This window comes from Paenirhizobium selenitireducens ATCC BAA-1503, assembly GCF_000518785.1.
GTDB lineage: Bacteria > Pseudomonadota > Alphaproteobacteria > Rhizobiales > Rhizobiaceae > Allorhizobium > Allorhizobium selenitireducens.
The window spans coordinates 348814-367196 of the sequence record NZ_KI912495.1; the positions used below are offsets into that span (position 1 = coordinate 348814).

General features: G+C 63.5%; 17 protein-coding genes. 14 read left to right on the forward strand and 3 right to left on the reverse strand.

Annotated elements, in window-relative coordinates; all coding sequences use genetic code 11:
• Positions 1 to 20 precede the first annotated feature (20 nt).
• Positions 21 to 812, reverse strand: a complete 792-nt coding sequence (locus tag L867_RS26180; protein ID WP_051439167.1) for a helix-turn-helix transcriptional regulator — start codon at positions 810 to 812, stop codon at positions 21 to 23.
• Between the two features lie 123 nt (positions 813 to 935).
• Here L867_RS26180 and L867_RS0122705 point away from each other — a divergent pair, with 123 nt between their 5' ends.
• The 6 genes from L867_RS0122705 (at position 936) to L867_RS26190 (ending at position 7501) form a co-directional block, all read left to right on the forward strand.
• Complete coding sequence (locus L867_RS0122705; RefSeq protein ID WP_028738959.1) at positions 936 to 2279, forward strand: glutamine synthetase family protein; 1344 nt, start codon at positions 936 to 938, stop codon at positions 2277 to 2279.
• Positions 2280 to 2320: 41 nt separating this feature from the next.
• The gene (locus L867_RS0122710) at positions 2321 to 3451 is read left to right on the forward strand and encodes an ABC transporter substrate-binding protein (RefSeq protein ID WP_028738960.1); all 1131 of its coding nucleotides are present in this window, start codon (positions 2321 to 2323) and stop codon (positions 3449 to 3451) included.
• Positions 3452 to 3546: 95 nt separating this feature from the next.
• Positions 3547 to 4620: an ABC transporter ATP-binding protein gene (locus L867_RS27615; RefSeq protein WP_169734111.1), complete on the forward strand. Its 1074-nt coding sequence runs from the start codon at positions 3547 to 3549 to the stop codon at positions 4618 to 4620.
• Between the two features lie 2 nt (positions 4621 to 4622).
• Entirely contained in the window at positions 4623 to 5501 is an 879-nt protein-coding gene (locus L867_RS0122720; protein WP_028738962.1) for an ABC transporter permease, read from the forward strand.
• Positions 5498 to 6334, forward strand: a complete 837-nt coding sequence (locus L867_RS26185; RefSeq protein WP_051439168.1) for an ABC transporter permease — start codon at positions 5498 to 5500, stop codon at positions 6332 to 6334. Before L867_RS0122720 ends, L867_RS26185 begins: the two co-directional genes overlap by 4 nt.
• A gap of 3 nt (positions 6335 to 6337) precedes the next feature.
• On the forward strand, positions 6338 to 7501 hold the full coding sequence (locus L867_RS26190) for an iron-containing alcohol dehydrogenase (protein ID WP_037174228.1): 1164 nt from the start codon (positions 6338 to 6340) through the stop codon (positions 7499 to 7501).
• Positions 7502 to 7652: 151 nt separating this feature from the next.
• On the opposite strand, the gene phnF is transcribed toward L867_RS26190, so the two are convergent.
• On the reverse strand, positions 7653 to 8390 hold the full coding sequence (gene phnF / locus L867_RS0122735; RefSeq protein ID WP_028738963.1) for a phosphonate metabolism transcriptional regulator PhnF: 738 nt from the start codon (positions 8388 to 8390) through the stop codon (positions 7653 to 7655).
• 197 nt (positions 8391 to 8587) lie between these two features.
• Here phnF and L867_RS0122740 point away from each other — a divergent pair, with 197 nt between their 5' ends.
• The 5 genes from L867_RS0122740 to L867_RS0122760 all read left to right on the forward strand — a co-directional run bounded on the left by L867_RS0122740 (position 8588) and on the right by L867_RS0122760 (position 14834).
• Positions 8588 to 9484 carry an ABC transporter permease gene (locus tag L867_RS0122740; protein ID WP_104368116.1) on the forward strand — a complete coding sequence of 299 codons (897 nt, stop codon included), beginning with the start codon at positions 8588 to 8590 and terminating at the stop codon, positions 9482 to 9484.
• 12 nt (positions 9485 to 9496) lie between these two features.
• On the forward strand, positions 9497 to 10420 hold the full coding sequence (locus tag L867_RS0122745) for an ABC transporter permease (protein ID WP_028738965.1): 924 nt from the start codon (positions 9497 to 9499) through the stop codon (positions 10418 to 10420).
• 93 nt (positions 10421 to 10513) lie between these two features.
• Positions 10514 to 12070, forward strand: a complete 1557-nt coding sequence (locus L867_RS0122750) for an ABC transporter substrate-binding protein (protein ID WP_028738966.1) — start codon at positions 10514 to 10516, stop codon at positions 12068 to 12070.
• Positions 12071 to 12135: 65 nt separating this feature from the next.
• Entirely contained in the window at positions 12136 to 13014 is an 879-nt protein-coding gene (locus tag L867_RS0122755) for a metallophosphoesterase family protein (RefSeq protein ID WP_028738967.1), read from the forward strand.
• Between the two features lie 8 nt (positions 13015 to 13022).
• Positions 13023 to 14834 (forward strand): ABC transporter ATP-binding protein, encoded by a 1812-nt coding sequence (locus L867_RS0122760; RefSeq protein WP_028738968.1) that lies wholly within the window; start codon positions 13023 to 13025, stop codon positions 14832 to 14834.
• Between the two features lie 98 nt (positions 14835 to 14932).
• Here the strand turns inward: L867_RS0122760 and L867_RS0122765 are convergent, their stop codons facing one another.
• Positions 14933 to 15850, reverse strand: coding sequence for a helix-turn-helix domain-containing protein (locus L867_RS0122765; RefSeq protein WP_028738969.1), 918 nt, complete (start codon positions 15848 to 15850; stop codon positions 14933 to 14935).
• Positions 15851 to 16053: 203 nt separating this feature from the next.
• Here L867_RS0122765 and L867_RS26195 point away from each other — a divergent pair, with 203 nt between their 5' ends.
• From L867_RS26195 to L867_RS26200, 3 genes are read left to right on the forward strand one after another with little or no spacing between them, the layout of a single operon-like run.
• Positions 16054 to 17202 (forward strand): amine dehydrogenase large subunit, encoded by a 1149-nt coding sequence (locus L867_RS26195; protein ID WP_084638697.1) that lies wholly within the window; start codon positions 16054 to 16056, stop codon positions 17200 to 17202.
• Positions 17202 to 17732, forward strand: a complete 531-nt coding sequence (locus L867_RS0122775) for a MauE/DoxX family redox-associated membrane protein (RefSeq protein ID WP_084638698.1) — start codon at positions 17202 to 17204, stop codon at positions 17730 to 17732. Before L867_RS26195 ends, L867_RS0122775 begins: the two co-directional genes overlap by 1 nt.
• Before the next feature lie 47 nt (positions 17733 to 17779).
• Positions 17780 to 18379: a redoxin domain-containing protein gene (locus tag L867_RS26200; RefSeq protein WP_037174231.1), complete on the forward strand. Its 600-nt coding sequence runs from the start codon at positions 17780 to 17782 to the stop codon at positions 18377 to 18379.
• The last annotated feature ends 4 nt before the right edge of the window (positions 18380 to 18383 follow it).

Consider the following 18383-nt stretch of genomic DNA (forward strand, 5'->3'; position numbering starts at 1 on the left):
CGACGCGTCATTGACCCCGGCTAGGCCGAAAGCCGGGAAATGAAGCGTGCGAACAGTTGCGCCTGCGAAGAGATTTCGAGCTTGTGGTAAATGTTCTTGCGATGGATCTTCACCGTGCCCTCGGCGATGCCAAGCGTTTCGGCGATCGACATGTTGGAGTGTCCGCGCAGGATAAGCGACGTGATTTCGATTTCGCGTGGCGTCAGCAGGCCATTGGTCATCTTGCCCAGGGTCGCATTGATGGCGTCCGGCTGTGAACGGCCGTGAGCGTGATGTCGATCGGCCTCTGCGCCGGAGGCAAAGTGGCGCTCGATCAGCAGCCGGATCACCGGTTCGACGGCATTGACGGTCTCGAGGTCGCGCCGGCCGAAGGCGGAGGAACCATCGGGACGCGTGAAGCTGACGACCACGCCGTAGTCCGGGCCGGGACGGGCGATGATGCCCACTTCGTCGCGGATGCCCGTCAGGCCGTAATGCTGTCGAAAGTACTCCGAACTGTAGAACTGGTCCGGCGCCATGTCCCGGAGCCGCCGCACCCCGGTCACGGCCGGGTCGGTGGCTGCCGCATAGAACGGGTCGAGCAAATAGGGTCCGGCGGCATAGGCGTCGATGACGGTGGCGGCCCGGCCGGGATCGATGTTGTAGTAATGCGCGATCGGCCGCGATGCGCCAAGATAGCCGAAGATCATGAACACGTCGAAATCAAGCATTGCGCGGAGCGCGGTTTCGATGCGTGCGGGAAAATCAGGCTCGCCCAAGGACGTGATGGCGCCTGCCAATGTCTTGTTCCAGGCGGCGAAACCTTTTTCCAAGTCCCTTACCCTTCCAGTCCGATCGAGGCGCTTCCGCAACATTGCACCACGGCCTATCCCCTTGGGGATATTTCCTTACCGAAAGGCGATGCCTAACCTCAAGTTAATTCTGAGAAGGGTGCCATGACGAACGATAACTGTTCCGCTTCCGATTTCGAAAAAGCAGTCCGGGAAATGGGTGCGAAGGCGCTCCATATCGGCATGGTCGATCCGCAAGGCGAGTTTCGCGACAAGCTGGTTTCCGCCGACAAGGCGATCAAGCTGGCCAAGGACGGCTACCCGTTCTGCGAAGTGCTCTATTTCTGGGACATTGCGGAAAACACCTACCGGGACGGTGCGTTCGTCGATCGTCCCGCGACGCTCTTCGCCGATACCGTGCGGCGCTATCCCTTCGCCGAGGATACCGCGCTTTGCCTGGCGGATTTCGCCGGCGACTTCGGCCGCCGCTCGCCGCGCAATGTCTGCCTGGAACAGATCGCACGCGCCGCGGACCGTGGCTGGGATGTGCTGTCGGCTTTCGAGTTCGAGTTCTTTGTCTTCGACGAGACGGCCGAGACGATGAAGGCGAAGAACTACCGCGACCTCACCCATTTCGCCCAGGGCAACCGGACCTATTCGCTCCAGACATCGGCCCTCTACGGCGACCTGCTCGAAGGTCTCGAAGAGACCATGACGGCGATGGATGTGAAGCTCGATGCCATCCACACGGAACTCGGTCCAGGCTGCTTCGAGGCTCCGCTGACCTACGCCAAGGGCATCAAGGCGGCGGACGACGCCTTCCTCTTCAAGAACTTCGCCCGCTCCTACTTCGCCCGCAACGACCTGACCGTGAGCTTCATGTCGAAGCTGTCGCCGGCGCTGTCCGGCCAGTCGGGTCACCTGCACCTGTCGCTGCGCGACAGGGACGGAAAGCCGGTCTTTGCCGATCCGGATAGCCCCGACGGGCTTTCCCGCACGGCGCGCCATTTCATCGGCGGGGTGCTCAAGCTGATGCCTGAACTGCTGGCGATGTGCTCGTCGACCGTTAATGCCTACAAGCGGCTCGTGCCGGGCGCCTGGGCGCCGATCTCGGCGAACTGGGGCGTGCAGAACCGCACGGCCGCCGTCCGCGTCATCAACGACAGCAAGGAAGCGACCCGTCTCGAATTCCGTGTCCCGTCCGCCGATACCAATCCCTATCTGGCGCTCGCCATGCTGATTGGCGCCGGTCTCTACGGTGTCGAAAACGAGATCGAGCCGGCCCCGAGCAGCGCGGAGAATTTCTATGCCGCGACGCCTTCTGCTGACGCTGCCTTCCCGCGCGATCTCTGGGATGCCGCGCAGCGGTTGAAGCAGAGCCCGCTGGCGCGGACGATCTTCGGTGATGATTTCGTCGAGAGCTTCGTCGAAAGCCGGGAAGTGGAATTCTCGCACTATCAAAAGCAGGTCAGTGAATGGGAGATCAGGCGCTATCTCGGCGTCGTCTGAAATCCCGTCTTCAAGCAGATCAAAAAAAGGGGAAGACAAGAATGATCAAGGGAACAGCAAACATCAGTCGCCGCTCGGTCCTCAAGGGCATGGGCGGAGTGGGCATGGCAGCCGCAGGCGCAAGCCTTGTCGGCTTTCCGCGCAATGCTGCCGCGGCAGAAAGCCTGAACTACATGTGCTGGGAAGGCTACAACGCCCCCAGCATTCTCGAGCCCTTCCAGAAGTCGACCGGGGCGACGATTTCCGTCGACCTGATCACCGACTCCGCCGGTGGATTTGCCAAACTCGCAGCCGGCGCCTCGCGCGAGTTCGATCTCGTTTCGTCCGACAGCCCGTGGATCCAGCGCATGGGCCCGGCCGGCTTCTGCCGGTTCCTCGATGACGCGGATTTTGCCGAGCAGTACGCCGATTTCTATCCGCAGTTCCGCGCGCCCTTCGCTCCGCTCCAGCACGAGGGCAAGGCGACCGGCCTGCCGACACGTTGGGGCTGGGTCGGCCCGACCGTCAATACCAAGTTCGACAAGCTCGAATCCTGGTCGAGCTATGCACCGGTCTTCGACAGCGCCTACAAGGACAAGATCTGCCTGCTCGACTGGGGTGACTGGCCGATCATGCCGCTGGCTCTCTATGCCGGCATCAATCCCTATGAAGAGCTGGACGAAGCGGCTCTCGGCGAAGTCCGCAAGGTTCTGCGCGCCGCCTTCAAGAATACCCGCGCGATCGTCGCCGACCTCGCCATTGCCCAGAAGGGTCTGATCGACGGCTCGTTCCGCGCGCTGATCGGCGGGGGCACCTATTGCACCTCGGCGCTCCGCCTGCAGGGCCACGACTATATCCAGTCGATCGTCCCGGATCCGAAGAATGGCCTCAAGCAGGGCATCATCTGGATGGAGGCGACGGGCCTCGTCGACAACGGCAAGAACTCCAAAGTCGCGGCCGACTTCCTGAAGTACATCGTCTCACCCGAGGTGGCCAAGCAGTTGGCGATCACCGAGGCGACCTGCAACCTCGTGCCCAGCCAGAAGGCCGAGGCGCTGTTCTCCGACGCCGAGAAGAAGGCGCTGCAGATGGACTACATGTGGACGGCCTGGGAAAACAGCCAGTTCCACACCGTCGCACCGAACATCGACGACATGCTGGCGATCTGGCAGGAAGAGCTCGCTGCCCGCTGAACCAGGTCCTAGATGGGCCGCCGTCCCGGACGGCGGCCCGCACAACCCTCCAGGAGTCGGGGACGCCTACCTTGCCAGTGCCAATCATTGAAGCCTTGAATATCGTCAAAGACTACGGCTCCGCGCGCGCGCTGCATGGCGTGTCGCTGGAGGTCGGGGAGGGGGAATTCGTCGCTCTCGTCGGCCCGTCCGGCTGCGGAAAGACGACCCTGCTGAAGATACTCGCAGGCTTCGAGGAACTGACCGAAGGGCGGCTGGAAATCCAGGGGCAGGACATGCTGGGCGTGCCCGCGGCCAGCAGGCCGACGCGCATGGTGTTCCAGAAGCTGGCACTGTTCCCGCACAAGACCGTGGCGGAGAACATCGGCTTCCCGCTCAAGCTCAAGAAGGTGGACCGGAGCGAGATCGATGAGCGTGTTCGCGCGATGATCGATCTGATGCACCTCAAGCCGGAATATCTCGACCGCTACCCCGCCCAGCTTTCCGGTGGCGAACAGCAGCGCGTCGCGCTGGCGCGTGCGCTGGTCTCCCGTCCCAGCGTGCTGCTGCTCGACGAGCCGATGAGCGCGCTGGACGCCAAGCTGAAGAAATCCCTGCAGGCCGAGCTGAAGAAGCTCCACCGCGAGCTCGGCACCAGCTTCGTTCTGGTGACGCATGATCTGGAGGAGGCGATGATGCTGGCCGACCGGATCTGCGTAATGCAGGCCGGTCATGTCATCCAGATCGGCACGCCCGCCGACATCTATTACCGGCCGGCCAATACCTTCGTCGCCGGCTTCATCGGCGAAACCAATTTCATGCCGGTGTCGGTCGTCAGGGAAGGCGATGGCGCAGCGATGGTGACGTCGCAACTGGTGGCGGGATTGCCCGCGCGGCTGAAGGGCGAGCATGTCTCAGAACATCTGACGTCTTCGGGCACGGCACTGCTCGTGCGTCCGGAAACCATCGGTTTCGTCGAAGGCGACGCCTCCCCGGACCTGTGGGTGATGGCCGGAACGGTCGACGAGTATTTCATCAAGGGTTCGTCGACCCAGTACCGCGTGCGCGTCGACGGTTTGGCTGCTCCTGTCGTGATGGACCTGCCCGGATCGATCGTCCTGCCGGCCGAGGTCGGACAGTCCGTCCGGATCTGCTTTGATCCGGCCTCCGCCTTCCTGCTGTCGGAGTGACCATGAACATCGAGCACAAGACATGGAAGGACCCGGTGCTCATCGCAGCCGTTGCACCGCTGGCGATCGTCATGCTGGTCTTCTTCCTGGTGCCGCTGGCGATGACCGTGGTGCTGACCTTCCAGACCACGCAATATTATCGTCTCGTCTGGAGCTGGGACCTGAAGGTCTGGACCGAGGTCTTTTCCAAGCCCCATTACTGGACGATCATCGGCCGAACGATCGTCATGGCGGTCATCTGCGTCGGGCTTTGCCTGCTGATCGCATTTCCGACGGCCTACGCGCTCGCGACGCGGCTCAAAGCCTACAATACTCAGATCCAGATCATGATCGTCTTCGCCTTCCTCACGGATGCGGTGCTGAAGACCTTCGGCTGGATCCTCGTCCTTGACCGCAACGGCGTGGCGAACTGGATGCTGGGGGCGGTGGGCTTTGCTCCGGACAGCCTCGACATCCTGTTTACTCCGGTCGGCGCCATGGTCGGCATGGTCTACAACCTGGTCGTCTATCCGATGTTCACGCTCTATCTGTCGCTGGTCCGGATCGACCGCGACCTCTTGCTGGCGGCCTATGATTCCGGTGCGTCGCGCCTTCGGACCTTCTTCGAAGTCACCCTGCCGCTCTCCCGGCCCGGGCTCTATTCGGGGGGCGTCCTCGTCTTCGTTCTGAGCCTCGGTGCGTTTCTCGAGCCGAAGGTGCTCGGCGGTGGCACATCGCCGCTCGCCTCTGAACTGATCCGCCAGAGCTTCGAGACCCGGGTGAACTGGCCGTTGGGTGCGGCGCTGACCATCGTTCTGATTTCCGTTGGGGCTCTGACCCTGGCGCTGGCCGGCCTGCTGGCCATGAAGCGCTCTCCCGCCTTGAGGAGGCCCAGCGCATGATCTCCCATCGTCTCAAGGATCGGCTGATCGACACGGGCCTGATCGGCAGCCTCGCTCTGCTGCTGGTGTTCTTCTACATTCCGATCATTACCCTGGTCGCCTTCTCCTTCACCTCGAGCAGGGTGCTGACCCTTCCGATCGAAGGCTTCTCGTTTGACTGGTACGGCGAATTGTTCCGCAAGCCGGACTTTCTCCCGGCTGTCGCCAATTCCGCCATGGTCGCCGCGGTATCGACCGTGTTTGCCACGATCCTCGGGACGGCCGGCGCGATCGCCTGGATCCGCTACCGTTTTCGCCTGCAGAATGCCTTCCGGCTCGTCACCTTCGCCCCGCTGCTTTTCCCGCAGCTGCTGCTCGGCGTGGTCATGCTGCTGTGGTTCTCGGTGCTCGGCAACTGGCTCGGCTTCTCGACCGGTCTTGCTACCGTGATCATCGGCCATGTCGTCTACGTCACGCCGTTCGCGCTCGTGATCGTCGCGGTACAGGTCTACGGCTTTGACGAAACGCTGGAGGACGCCGCGCGTGATGCGGGGGCCAACGGTTGGGAGGTGTTTCGCGAGGTCACTTTCCCGCTTCTGTGGCCGGGTATCTTCTCCGCGGCGATCTTCGCTTTCCTGCTGTCCTGGGGGAACTTCTACGTCTCCTATTCGCTCGCCGGAACGGCCAGAACGCTGCCGATCTTCGTCTACAGCGGCATCGCGGTCGGCTCTTCGCCGATCTACCCGGCACTGGCGACGCTCAACTTCATTCCGGCACTCATTCTGGTCGCGCTCGGTGAACTGCTTCGCCGCCGGGCTTTGAAGCGCCAGTCCATGCCATCCACCGAGGAATAATCAATGACGATCCACACCCATGCCGTGGCCAGCAACTGGAGCTTCCCGACCGACGTCCGCTTCGGCAATGGCCGGATCCGGGAGATCGGAGCCGCCGTTCGCGCCCTTGGTGCGTCGTCGCCGCTGGTCGTGACCGATGCCGGGCTGAAAGATCTGTTCCCGGTGCAAAGGGCGCTGGAAGCGCTTCGCGAAGCGGGACTGCAACCGGGGCTGTTCTTCAATGTGAAACCCAATCCGACCGGCCGGAACGTCGCGGACGGTGTCGAGGCTCTGCGCAGCGGAGGGCATGACCTGGTCGTGGCGATCGGCGGCGGCAGTGCGCTGGATGCGGCCAAGGCGATCGCGCTGATGTCGTCCCAGACGATCTCCATGTGGGATCTGGAAGACATCGGCGACAACTGGAAGCGTGTCGACACCTCCCGCCTGGTGCCGGTGATCGCCGTGCCGACCACGGCCGGTACTGGTTCCGAGCTCGGGCGCTCCTCCGTCATCACGCAGGACGAAGAGCATCGCAAGGTCATCGTCTTCCATCCACGGATGATGCCGAACATCGTCATCATGGACCCGGAGCTGACGACCGGACTGCCGGCGCACATCACGGCCGCAACCGGGATGGATGCCCTTTCGCATGCCCTGGAGGCGCTGTCTTCGCCGACGTTCCACCCGATGGCCGAAGGGGTCGCGCTGAACGCCCTGCGGCTGATCAAGACCTGGCTGCCGGTGGCGGTGGCGGAGGGCCAGAACCTCGAGGCGCGCGGCCAGATGCTGGTCGCGTCGGGCATGGGCTGCGTCGCGCTACAGAAGGGGCTGGGCGCCATCCACGCGCTGGCGCATCCGCTGGGGGCCCTGCATGACGCCCATCATGGTCTGCTGAATGCCGTCCTGATGCCCTATGTGCTGGAATTCAACGCGCCGGCCATCAAGGACAAGCTGGAACTGCTGGCCCGGCTGCTCGACCTGCCGGTGCCCACTGCGGCCGGAGTGATCGAGTGGATCTTCGATCTGCGCGAGACCCTGGAGATGCCGCCGACGCTCGGCGCGATGGGGCTTGCCGATATCGACGAGGACAGGGTCGTGGCGATGGCGGAAGTGGATCCCTGCGCCGGCGGCAATCCGGTCCGGCTCGATCGCGCCGGACTGCTGAGCATACTGCATGCCGCGCGCTGACGGCTGAGACCCTGGTCCTGTCCGATCGGAACCCCTTCACGCCGACGACGGGTCCCGTGTGAAGCTTCCGCATCGACGGTCGAGACCGCGCGCTGTCAGCGACGAAGCGCAGATGGCTGCGCGGTCATGAGATGGCCGCGGATTGGCGCGGTCAGGTGTCGATCCTGATCCGCATCATGCGTTTCGGGAAAACCCCGTGGCCATAGAGAATCGGTGTCCCGGCGCCGTCGGTGTCGACATAGGTCATGATCATGACCGGCAGCGAGATCGAGATCGCAAGGGTCGCCGCCTCGCGCGGCCGCGGCATGCGGCAGTCGATCCAGGTCGAAGCGCGGAAGAAGGCATCGACGCCGAAGGTGGCAAGGGCCTTGGTGAAGCTCGCGGTCTCCTCGAAGGCCGCGGCCATTCCGTCGAACCGCTGCTTTTCAAACATGTGGTAGCCATAGGTGGTGATGCCGGGACCGACCGTGCGCAGGGTTTCCGTCACGATCAGCGGCGTGCCGACCTCAAGCTGGAGCGCGCGCGCGATCGCCTGGCTGGCGGGCTGCTCGTAGCTGTCCAGAAGCCGTCCCCCGGAGCCGCCGTCGAAACGTTTTTCCACCTCGCTCCATTTGGCGTTGCGGTCGAGCCGGTATTCGAACGGTTCGTCGGCGACGAAGACGCCCTTGCCCTGGTGCGCCTTGACGATGCCCTTCTGCGCCAGACTGGCGAGCGCCTGGCGCACCGTATGACGATTGACGCCGTATTTTGCCGTCAGTTCATGCTCGCTCGGTAGCCTTTCGCCCGCGCCGAACACGCCGGTCTGGATGTCGACCTCCAGGTCCGCCTCGATCTGTCTCCAGACCGGCAGTTCCCGGTCGCGCCACATGGGGTTGTTCGAAATGTCCATTCGCTGACCCTTGTCGGACCGAAATCGCGGCGTTGCGCGCCGTATTCCCTCTTTGTCCGGTGTTTCCAGCCGGCTCAAGCCGCGTCACAAAAAAATCATGAGCCGGCAACATCGCTGTAACAGAACATGTCCATACAGTCTAGACAAGTTAAGGGACGGAGCGAATGTTCGAATTCCTCATCAGCAGATTGTTGCGCATGTGCTTGACCGTTGCGGTCATCGTCACGGCGGTCTTCTTCGCCACCCGGCTTTCCGGCAATGCGATCGATTTCCTGGCCGGCGAGGGTCTCGGGGCCAAGGATCGCCAGTTGCTCATCGAGTACTACGGGCTCGACGGTTCCTATGGCGAGCAGTTCGTGCGCTATCTCGCTTCGCTGATGGACGGCAATTTCGGCCTGTCGCTGATCGAGCGGCGTCCGGTGGCGCTGATATTCGCCGAGCGGGTCTGGCCATCCCTTCAGCTTCTCATCGGCGCCGTGCTGGTCACCATGGTCATATCCGTACCGGCCGGCATTGCCGCCGCGATCTATCGCAATTCATGGATCGGCAATGTCATCATGGGGGGAGCCTTCTTCGGCTATGCCATTCCCAATTTCGTCCTCGCCATCCTGCTGTTGCTGATCTTCTCCTTCTGGCTCGGCTGGTTGCCGTCGACCGGCAATTCCACCTGGCTGCATTTCGTCATGCCGGTCACGGCGCTTTCGACCTTCTATATCGCCGGGATGACGCGCTTCACGCGCAACGCCATGCTGGACGTGCTCAGCCAGGAATACCTGCGCACGGCGCGGGCAAAGGGGCTGCCGGAGCGGGTCGTCATCTTCAAGCATGCGTTGCGCAACGCCAACATCACCATCCTCTCGGTGCTGGGCCTGCAGATCGCCGGCTTGGCGGCGGCCGGCAGCGTCGTCATCGAGACGGTGTTTTCCTGGCGCGGCATCGGCGAGCTTCTGGTCTCCTCGGCCATTCGCCGGGACTATCCGGTCCTGCAGTTCGGCGTGCTTGCCGTCGCGCTCGCCGTCATCGTCATCAACCTGCTGGTCGATCTTGCCTACGGCCTTGCCGATCCGAGGGTCCGCCTCGGAAAGAACGCGTGAGAAGGGTGAAAGATGTCCGATACCGCGATTGATTCCTTGCCGCAAACGACCGGCAACCCGCTTTTCGCCCGGCTGCGAATGCCCCGCAAGCTTGGCAGCGTCTGGGCCGGGCTGGATTGGCCGATGCGGCTGGTTCTCGTTCTCGCCGTCCTGCTGGTGTTTGCCGCCCTGGCTGCACCCCTCATTTCGCCCTATGAACCCAATGCGCAGAGCCTGCTTTCGCGATTGAAGCCGCCGATCGGCTTTGTCGGCGCCAAGGCCGGCCATCTCTTCGGAACCGATGAACTCGGCCGTGACGTGCTGTCGCGCTGCCTCTACGGTCTGCGGATGACGCTGTCGATCGCCCTTTCCGGGGCGGTCATCGGAATGCTGATCGGCGGAACGCTCGGCCTTCTGGCTGGTGCTGCGGGCGGACGGGCCGATGCCCTGGTCATGGCGCTCGTCGACATCCAGATCGCCGTCCCCTTCACGCTCATTGCCCTGCTGGCCGTTGCCGTCTTCGGCAGCGACATCCAGGTGCTCATCATCGTGCTCGGGATCGCCTACTGGGAACAGTATGCACGCATCATCCGCGGCGAGGTGCTGAAGCTTCGCGAAATGCCCTTCATCGAGGCGTCGCGGGCGGCCGGTGCTTCACCGCTCAGGATCGCCTTCCGGCACATCGTGCCCAACGTGATTTCGCCGCTTGTCGTGATGTTCACGCTCAACTTCTCGAACATCGTGCTGCTGGAATCGAGCCTCTCCTTCCTCGGCCTCGGCCTCAGGCCGCCGACCGCCACGCTTGGTTCCATGGTCGGCATCGGCCGGGACTACATGCATACCGCCCCCTGGATCGTCGCGGCGCCGGCCCTGCTGATCCTGTCGATCACCTTCGTCGTGCAGATGCTCGGAGATCGGCTGCGCGATCGCATGGACGTGCGCCTGCGGGACCGCTGAGCGCCAAGACGATGAGCGGCGGTCCGCCGCCGAACAGATTGCCGGCGGCGTGACAAGCCGACGGACCTTTTAAGCCCTGCAACGGAGACCACCATGAAGACCACGATGATCATCGCTTCGACGCTTCTAGCGCTCATGAGCGGCAGTGCCCTTTCCGCTGAACTGAAGGTTGGATCGGCCAATATGCCGTCCTATCTCGATCCGGGCCGCGACCACTCCAATGTCGGTTCGCAGTTCTACTACAACAGCTTCGACGTCCTCATCGACAAGGATGCTGAATCCGCCGAAACGACGTTCCGTCCGGGCCTCGCGACCGAATGGAAGCTCGTCGAGCCGACCGTGATGGAGCTGAAGCTGCGTCAGGGCGTGGTGTTCCAGAATGGCGACCCGATGACAGCCGACGACGTCATCTTCTCGCTGAACCGCATGCTCAAGCCGACCTTCAAGCCCTATATCGTCCGCGCCAAGGATCGCCTGGGCAATTTCGACCGCGCCGAGAAGGTCGACGAGCACACGATCCGCATCGTCGCCAAGCGCCCCGAGCCGCTTTGGGAAACGCTGATCAACATGCAGCAGCTGATGATCATGCCGGAGAAATACACCAAGGCGCTCACCGGTGATCCGAACGTCGCCGAGGACGCCGACTTCGAAGCCTTCTCGCTCGCCCCCGTCGGCACCGGCCCCTACAAGATCTCGCAGTTCGTGCCCGGCGAAAAGCTCGTCTGGGAGCGCCATGACGCGTTCTGGGGCGACAAGGCACCCTTCGAGAAGGTGACGGTCTCCTACGTTCCGGAAATGGCGAGCCGCATCACGGCGCTGAAGAACAAGGAAGTCGACATCATCACCAACGTGCCGCCGGACCAGCTGTCGACCATCGAGGCCGACGGCAATCTGAAGATCGCCAGCGACGTCACGCCGCTGTTTCACATCCTGATCTTCAACACCCAGAACGAGGTGATGAAGGATCCGAAGTTCCGCCAGGCGATCAGCTATGCGGTCGACCGCGAAACGCTGAACCAGGCGCTGTGGCTCGGCAAGGCCGTGGTCCCCTCGACCCACACCTACAAGCAGTTCGGCGAACTCTACATGCCGGACGTCAAGACCTTCGAATACGACCTCGAAAAGGCCAAGAAGCTGCTGGCCGAATCCTCCTACAAGGGCGAGGAGATCCGCATGGATACCGCGGCCGGCTACTACACCAATGGCCTGCTCGCCATGCAGGCGGTCGCCGAAATGTGGAATGCGATCGGCATCAAGACCCGCATCAATGTCGACGACAAGTGGACGGGCGGCGATCCGACCATGATGGTGCGCAACTGGTCGAATCCGATGTACTTCGCCGACCCCTTCGGCTCGTTCGGCGTGATGTGGGCACCGGGGGGCCCGTCGGAAGGCGAGGGCCGCTTCAAGACCGACGAAGCCTATGCCAAGACCTGGGAGAAGTTCCGCTTCTCCGAGAAGGTCGAGGACCGCAAGGCCGCCTATGCCGAGCTGATGGACCGCATCAAGCAGGACCCGCCGATGCTCGTTCTCTATCAGCCCTACGAATCCTGGGCGATGCAGAAGGGCATTCAGTGGGCTCCGAAGCCGGGCCACATCCCTTACGTGCTCGACTTCCGTGCCGGCTCGATCTCGGTCGCTTCCAACTAAAACCCGATACTGCCGGGCGGCGCCTTCGCCGCCCGGTTCCACTCCCATTCACAAGCGGAACTCCCATGGCCACGACACGCCTCTGCATCGTCACCGACATCCATCACGGCAAGGACAACTTCACCAAGAAGGGTTCCTCGGCGCTCACCCTGCTCGAGGAATTCTCACGTTTCGTCGAGGCGACCAGGCCGGACGCCGTCATCGATATGGGCGACCGCATCTCGGATTGCGACAAGCAGACGGACAAGCAACTGGAGCTGGATGTCGCGGCGATCTTCGCCGGCATGAACGTTCCGCGCTTCCATATCTGCGGCAATCACGACCGTGACTATCTCAGCGTCGACGAGAACGCCGCCATCCTCGGCCAGGATCTCTCCAGCACGACGGTCGACATGGGCGACTGGACGCTGGTGATCTGGCGGGCCGACGCGAAGATCCACCGGCCGGGTGGCTTCATCCTGCCGGAGGCCGACCTGCTCTGGCTTGCCGGCGTTGTCCGCAATGCGACGCGGCCGCTGGCGATCTTCAGCCACGTTCCGGTCTCTGGCCATTCCCAGGCCGGCAATTACTACTTCCAGCGCAATCCGGATGCCTCGACCTATCCGGGGGCTTCCGAGCGGGTGCGCGCCATTCTCGCCGGAGCCCGCGTGCCGGTTGCCTGCTTTGCCGGCCATGTGCACTGGAACACGCTCACCATGGTCAATGGCCAGCCGCACTTCACCCTGCAATCGCTGACCGAGACCTTCACCACCCATCCCGAGCCCGCCGGTTCCTATGCGCTGCTCGAGCTTTCCGAGCGGATCGACTGGACCGTGTTCGGCAAGGATTCGATGCGGGTTTCGCTCGATGCCGAAGAGACCGCACGCCGCTGGATCGAGCCGCTGCCGCCCTTCCACGAACATCCGGAAATCCGGCTTCGCCATCTCCAGCAAGCCGCCGAATAGGTATGACGATGACCGCCAATACCAGAACCCCGTTGCTCTCGGTCGAGAACCTGTCGGTCTCGTTCGGCCCGGCAGACAGGCCCTCAGTCGCGGTTCAGGATCTTTCCTTCGATCTCTTTGCCGGCGAGACGCTGGCGATCGTCGGCGAATCCGGTTCCGGCAAGTCGGTCACCGCCCTTTCCATCCTGCGCCTCATCGAGCGGGAGGGCGGGCGGCTCGACAAGGGCCGCATCGCCTTCCGGCTCGATGACGCCGGCGTCGTCGATCTTGCAGCGAGCAGCGAAGCGCAGTTGCAGGGCATCCGCGGCAATTCCATCTCGATGATCTTCCAGGAGCCGATGACCTCGCTCAATCCGGTGCTGACGATCGGCGACCAGATCTGCGAGACCTTGATCCATCACAAGCGCCTGTCGCCAAGCCAGGCGTTGCGCGAGGCACGCGATCTTCTCGACCGCGTCCGCCTCTCCGATCCCGGCCGCCGGCTTTCGCAATATCCGCACGAGCTATCGGGTGGCATGCGCCAGCGTGTGATGATCGCCATGGCGCTTGCCTGTTCGCCGCGCGTGCTGATCGCCGACGAGCCGACGACCGCGCTCGACGTCACCATCCAGGCCGGGATCCTTGATCTCGTTCGCGAGTTGCAGCAGACCTGTGGCACCGCGGTGGCCTTCATCACCCACGACATGGGGGTGGTTGCCGAAATCGCCGACCGGGTCGTCGTCATGCGCCACGGCAGAATGATCGAGACGGCCGAAACGGGCGCGCTGTTTCGCCAGCCGCGCGCCGACTATACGCGCCAGTTGCTCAATGCCGTGCCGAAGCTCGGCTCTGGCGCACCCGTCTATGCCGCGCCACGATCAGGGGCGGGCGAAGAGGGTCGCGGGAATGATGCAAGCCGGGCCGACGCAACGGTGCTCGAGGTCAACAACCTCGTCACCCGCTTTCCGATCCACAAAGGCATGTTGAAACGCCTGGTCGCACGGGTCCATGCCGTCGAGGATGTCAGCTTCACCCTGCGCGCCGGCGAGACGCTCGGCCTGGTCGGCGAGTCGGGCTCCGGCAAGTCGACCATCGGCCGCTCGGTTCTCAAGCTCGTCGAGCCGCAGAGCGGTAGGATCCTCTTCGGCGGCAGGGACCTCATGCCGCTGACGCGCCGCCACATGCGGCCGATGCGGCGCGACCTGCAGATGATCTTCCAGGACCCCTATGCCAGCCTCAATCCGCGCATGTCCGTGGCGGAGCTGGTAACGGAGCCGCTCATCATCCACACCGCCCTCAATGCGCGTGAACGGCGCGACATGGCGGCGGAATTGCTGGCCCGGGTAAGGTTGCCGGCCGACAGCATCGACCGCTATCCCCACCAGTTCTCCGGCGGCCAGCGTCAGCGGATCTGCATCGCACGCGCGCTCTCGTCGAAGCCTCGGATCATCGTCGCGGACGAGGCGGTGTCGGCGCTCGATGTCTCGGTCCAGGCGGAGGTCATCGACCTGATGCAGGAACTGCAGCGCCAGGACGGGATCGCCTATCTCTTCATCTCGCATGATATTGCCGTCATCGAGAAGATGAGCCACCGGGTGGCCGTGCTCGACCAGGGCAGGATCGTCGAGATTGGTGGAACTGACGACGTCCTGCAGCGACCGCGGCATGACTACACGCGCCAGCTGCTCGATGCGGTTCCGGTCGCCGATCCGAACCGCCGCCGCGCGCGCGCCTCAGCCGCCCAGATCGAGCGCAAGACCCCGATCCGCCCCGTGGGTTATCGGCCGGCGGCGAGCGAGTATCTGAGCGTCGGCGAGGATCACCTGGTTCTCGTGCAATAGGGCCGTCTCTGTGATCGGGAAGTCTGCGGCGACAGGGGCTTTGGTTTGCCAATGCGGGCGGCCGATCTGCATCGCAGAGGCTCGAGCGACAGCGTCGGTCAGTTGCGGACCCGCATGGTCTGCGACGGTGTTTCCCCGAACATGGCGTGATAGCGGGTCGAAAACCGGCCCCAGTGCAAGAATCCCCAGTCGAGCGCGATGTCCGAGACGCGGCGGGGTGCATCGCGTGCGGCGATCAGGTCGCGCCGCGCATGGTTCAGCCTGCGGATCAGCAGGACGTCGTCCAGGCGATAGCCGATGACGTGCTGGCATGAGGCACGCAGCGTGCGGCTCGGTCGCTTCATCTGTCTGGCAAGGTCGGTAACGGTGATCGGCTCGCGCGCATTGTCCTCGAGCCATTGCTCCATTTCCCGGTAGATGCAGAACTCAGACGCCTGCGTGTCTCCGGAGGGCTCGTCTTCCGGCGTGCAGCTCTCCTGCAACAGGCCCAGCCGGTCGCGGATCATGTCCGGCAGCAGGTTGCGCAACTGCGACGGCAGGCCGGCGGGGTCGCTCATATGGACTTCCAGCAGGGAATTCAGCCATTGATAGAGGCTTTCCGCCTGCATGGCCGCCGACCCCTTCAGGATGCCGGTCTTGAGCGGCGCATCCTCCGGAAGGTCGTCGAGCTTCACCACCGCGAGCAGATAGTCGCTCATCGGCGCGCTGACGGAAAGCCGCTCGTGCCAGTGGTGGCCAAAGCCGATCGTGTTGCCGCCGAAGAACCGCCCGTCGATGCGAACGCCGCCGGACTCGGCCGACTGGGCGAAGAAGATCAGGCTGTCGTCGGGGGCTGAATAATGTTGCTCGACGGCAGCGTTCATCCGCTCGCGGATGATGGTCAGTCCGGGAAACTGGAGCGTCGCCACCTTGCCCTGGAACGGTCCCGGCGACAGCTGTCGATATTCCTGGCTCCAACCGGGAAGCGATTTTTCCTGTTCCGATACGTCTTCGAACGCGGTCTCGCTGAACATCATGGTTGATTTTCCAGATAGGGCGCGCTGCCGGCATCCAGCCTTCGCAGCCGCAGCATAATAGAACCGGGGGCTGTGCGTTGCAATCAAAAAGGGCAAATATGTTGGAGCCTAAAATTTAGGCACATGCCGGCGCGCGGGTGGATAGATCGGGCTCGACGGAGTCGCTAGGACTGTTCAGACGGCAATCGAATGGAGACTAAACGATGCGGTTTCTGAGAACATGTCTGGCCGCTGCGGTCAGTACGCTCGCCATGGGCCAGGCTTTCGCCGAAGAGGAATTCGTTCCCGAGAAGATCACGGTCGAGGAGCGGATCAAGCCCGGCCCGAACGTCTTCACCGTCGACCAGAGCTGGACCGGCGCGAGCCGGATCAACGTCGTTGGTGCCGGCGAACTGGATCGCAAGGGCAATCTGAGCGTCGGCCTGGTGACGCAGTTCGTCCTGACCAAGGACAGGAAGACCGCCTACACCGCCTCGGCCTATGCCAAGCGCATCACCTATGGCCCGACCGAAGCCGTGCTGCAGGAATTCGACATCGACACGATGTCGGTGAAGCGCGAGATCATCGTCTCGCCGAAGATGGCGCAGGTCGCACCGCAGAAGAGCCTGCTGGCGCTCTCGGCCGACGAGAAATACGCCTTCGTCCAGAACGCCACTCCGGCAACCTCGGTCAGCGTCGTCGATCTGGCCGCCGGCAAGGAGATCGCCGAAGTACCGACGCCGGGCTGCTGGTCCATCCATCCGGCGCTCTCCGGCATCCAGTTCTCGACGCTGTGCGGTGACGGAACGCTGCAGACCTTCACCGTCGGTGCCGACGGAAAGTTCGCAGCACCTTCGAAGAGCGAGAAGATCTTCGATGCCGACACCGACCCGCTCTACGTCGTCGGTGAACGCGCCGGCGACAAGCTGATCTTCGTCTCCTTCAACGGCAACGTCTACACGATCGCCGACAAGGACGGTGCAGCCAAGCTCGTCGACAAGTTCTCGATCACCGAAGGCGTCGAGGGGGCCTGGGCGCCGGGCGGCGTCGAGGTCATCGCCTACAACGAACCGAACGACGTGCTGTTCGTCACCATGCATCCGGACGCCAAGGAAGGCAGCCACAAGGATGCCGCGACCGAGATCTGGCCGGTCGACATGAAGGCCAAGAAGGTGCTCTACCGCTCGGCGGTCGAGGGCGTGAAGTCGATCGCCGTCACCCAGGGCAAGGCTCCGACGCTTTTCGCGCTCAACGACGACGAAGGCATCCTGACGCGCTACGCCGTCGATCCGGAGGCGAAGTTCGCCGCCAAGCTGACCGGCAAGCTGGAGGACATGGGTTCCTTCGCACCGCTCGTCTACGCGGGTGAGTGATGGACGGCTGGTTCACCTCCATGGCGGCAGCGGCGGCGACGACCTTCACGGTTCTCGTCCTCCTGCGCGCGGCCTGGCACAAGGTCGCCGATTTCGGCACCTTTACCGGCTATGTGGCTGACTATCGGCTGCTGCCGGAGGCCCTCGTCGAGCCGGCGGCCAAGGGGCTCGCTGCCCTGGAGTTCCTGGCGGTGGTCTTGCTGGTCTACCCCCCGACCGTGCGGGCAGGAGCGATGCTCGCGGTCGCCCTCTTGGGCCTCTACGGGGTCGCCATGGCGGTCAACATCGGGAGGGGGCGCACGCGGATCGAATGCGGTTGCGGCGGTGCGGCCCAGCGCCTGTCGCCGGCGCTCCTGGCGCGCAACGCCCTGCTGGCGGCCATCGCGTTCCTGCCGGCGATCTTCGGCGCCAGCCCTCTTGGGTTCGCCGAAGCCGCAGTTGCCGTCGCCGCCGGCCTGCTGACCTGGTTCGTCTACAACGTGATCGAGCAATTGCTGGCCAATGACGGCCATATGCGCCTCTCGCTCTAGGGCGGCGGTGCAAAGGCCGGAAAAATAGCAGAAAGCCGAGTAAACCCATGAATGCACTCATCTTCGCCGTCGTCGTCCTGTTCGCCCTGGTGCTCGTGCTGATCGGCGTGGTCTTCGCGCTCGCCCGCCAGATCGGCATCCTGTTCGAACGCATCTCGCCGGTCGGCGCGCTGGTCAACGAGTCCGGCCCCAAGATCGGCGAGGCAACGCCGAACTTCACGCTCGCCAGCCTCAACGGCGGAGCGATCTATATCGGTCCGCGCGGCCAGCGCAGCACGCTGGTGTTCTTCCTGTCGACCACCTGCCCGATCTGCAAGAAGATGCTGCCGGTGCTGCAGTCGATGCGTGCGAGCGAAGGCAAGTGGCTCGACGTCGTGCTCGCCAGCGACGGCGACATGGACAAGCACATGGCCTTCATCAAGAAGGCCGGGCTCGAAGACTTCCCCTATGCCCTGTCGCCCGAGCTGGGCATCACCTACCGCGTCTCCCGCCTGCCGTTCGCCGTGCTGATCGACGGCGAGGGCATCGTTCGCGCCAAGGGACTGATCAACAGCCGGGAGCAGCTCGAAAGCCTGTTCAATGCCGCGGAGATGGGCGTCAGCTCGATCCAGAACTTCCTCAACGCGCCGGTTGCGGCACATTCCTGATCTT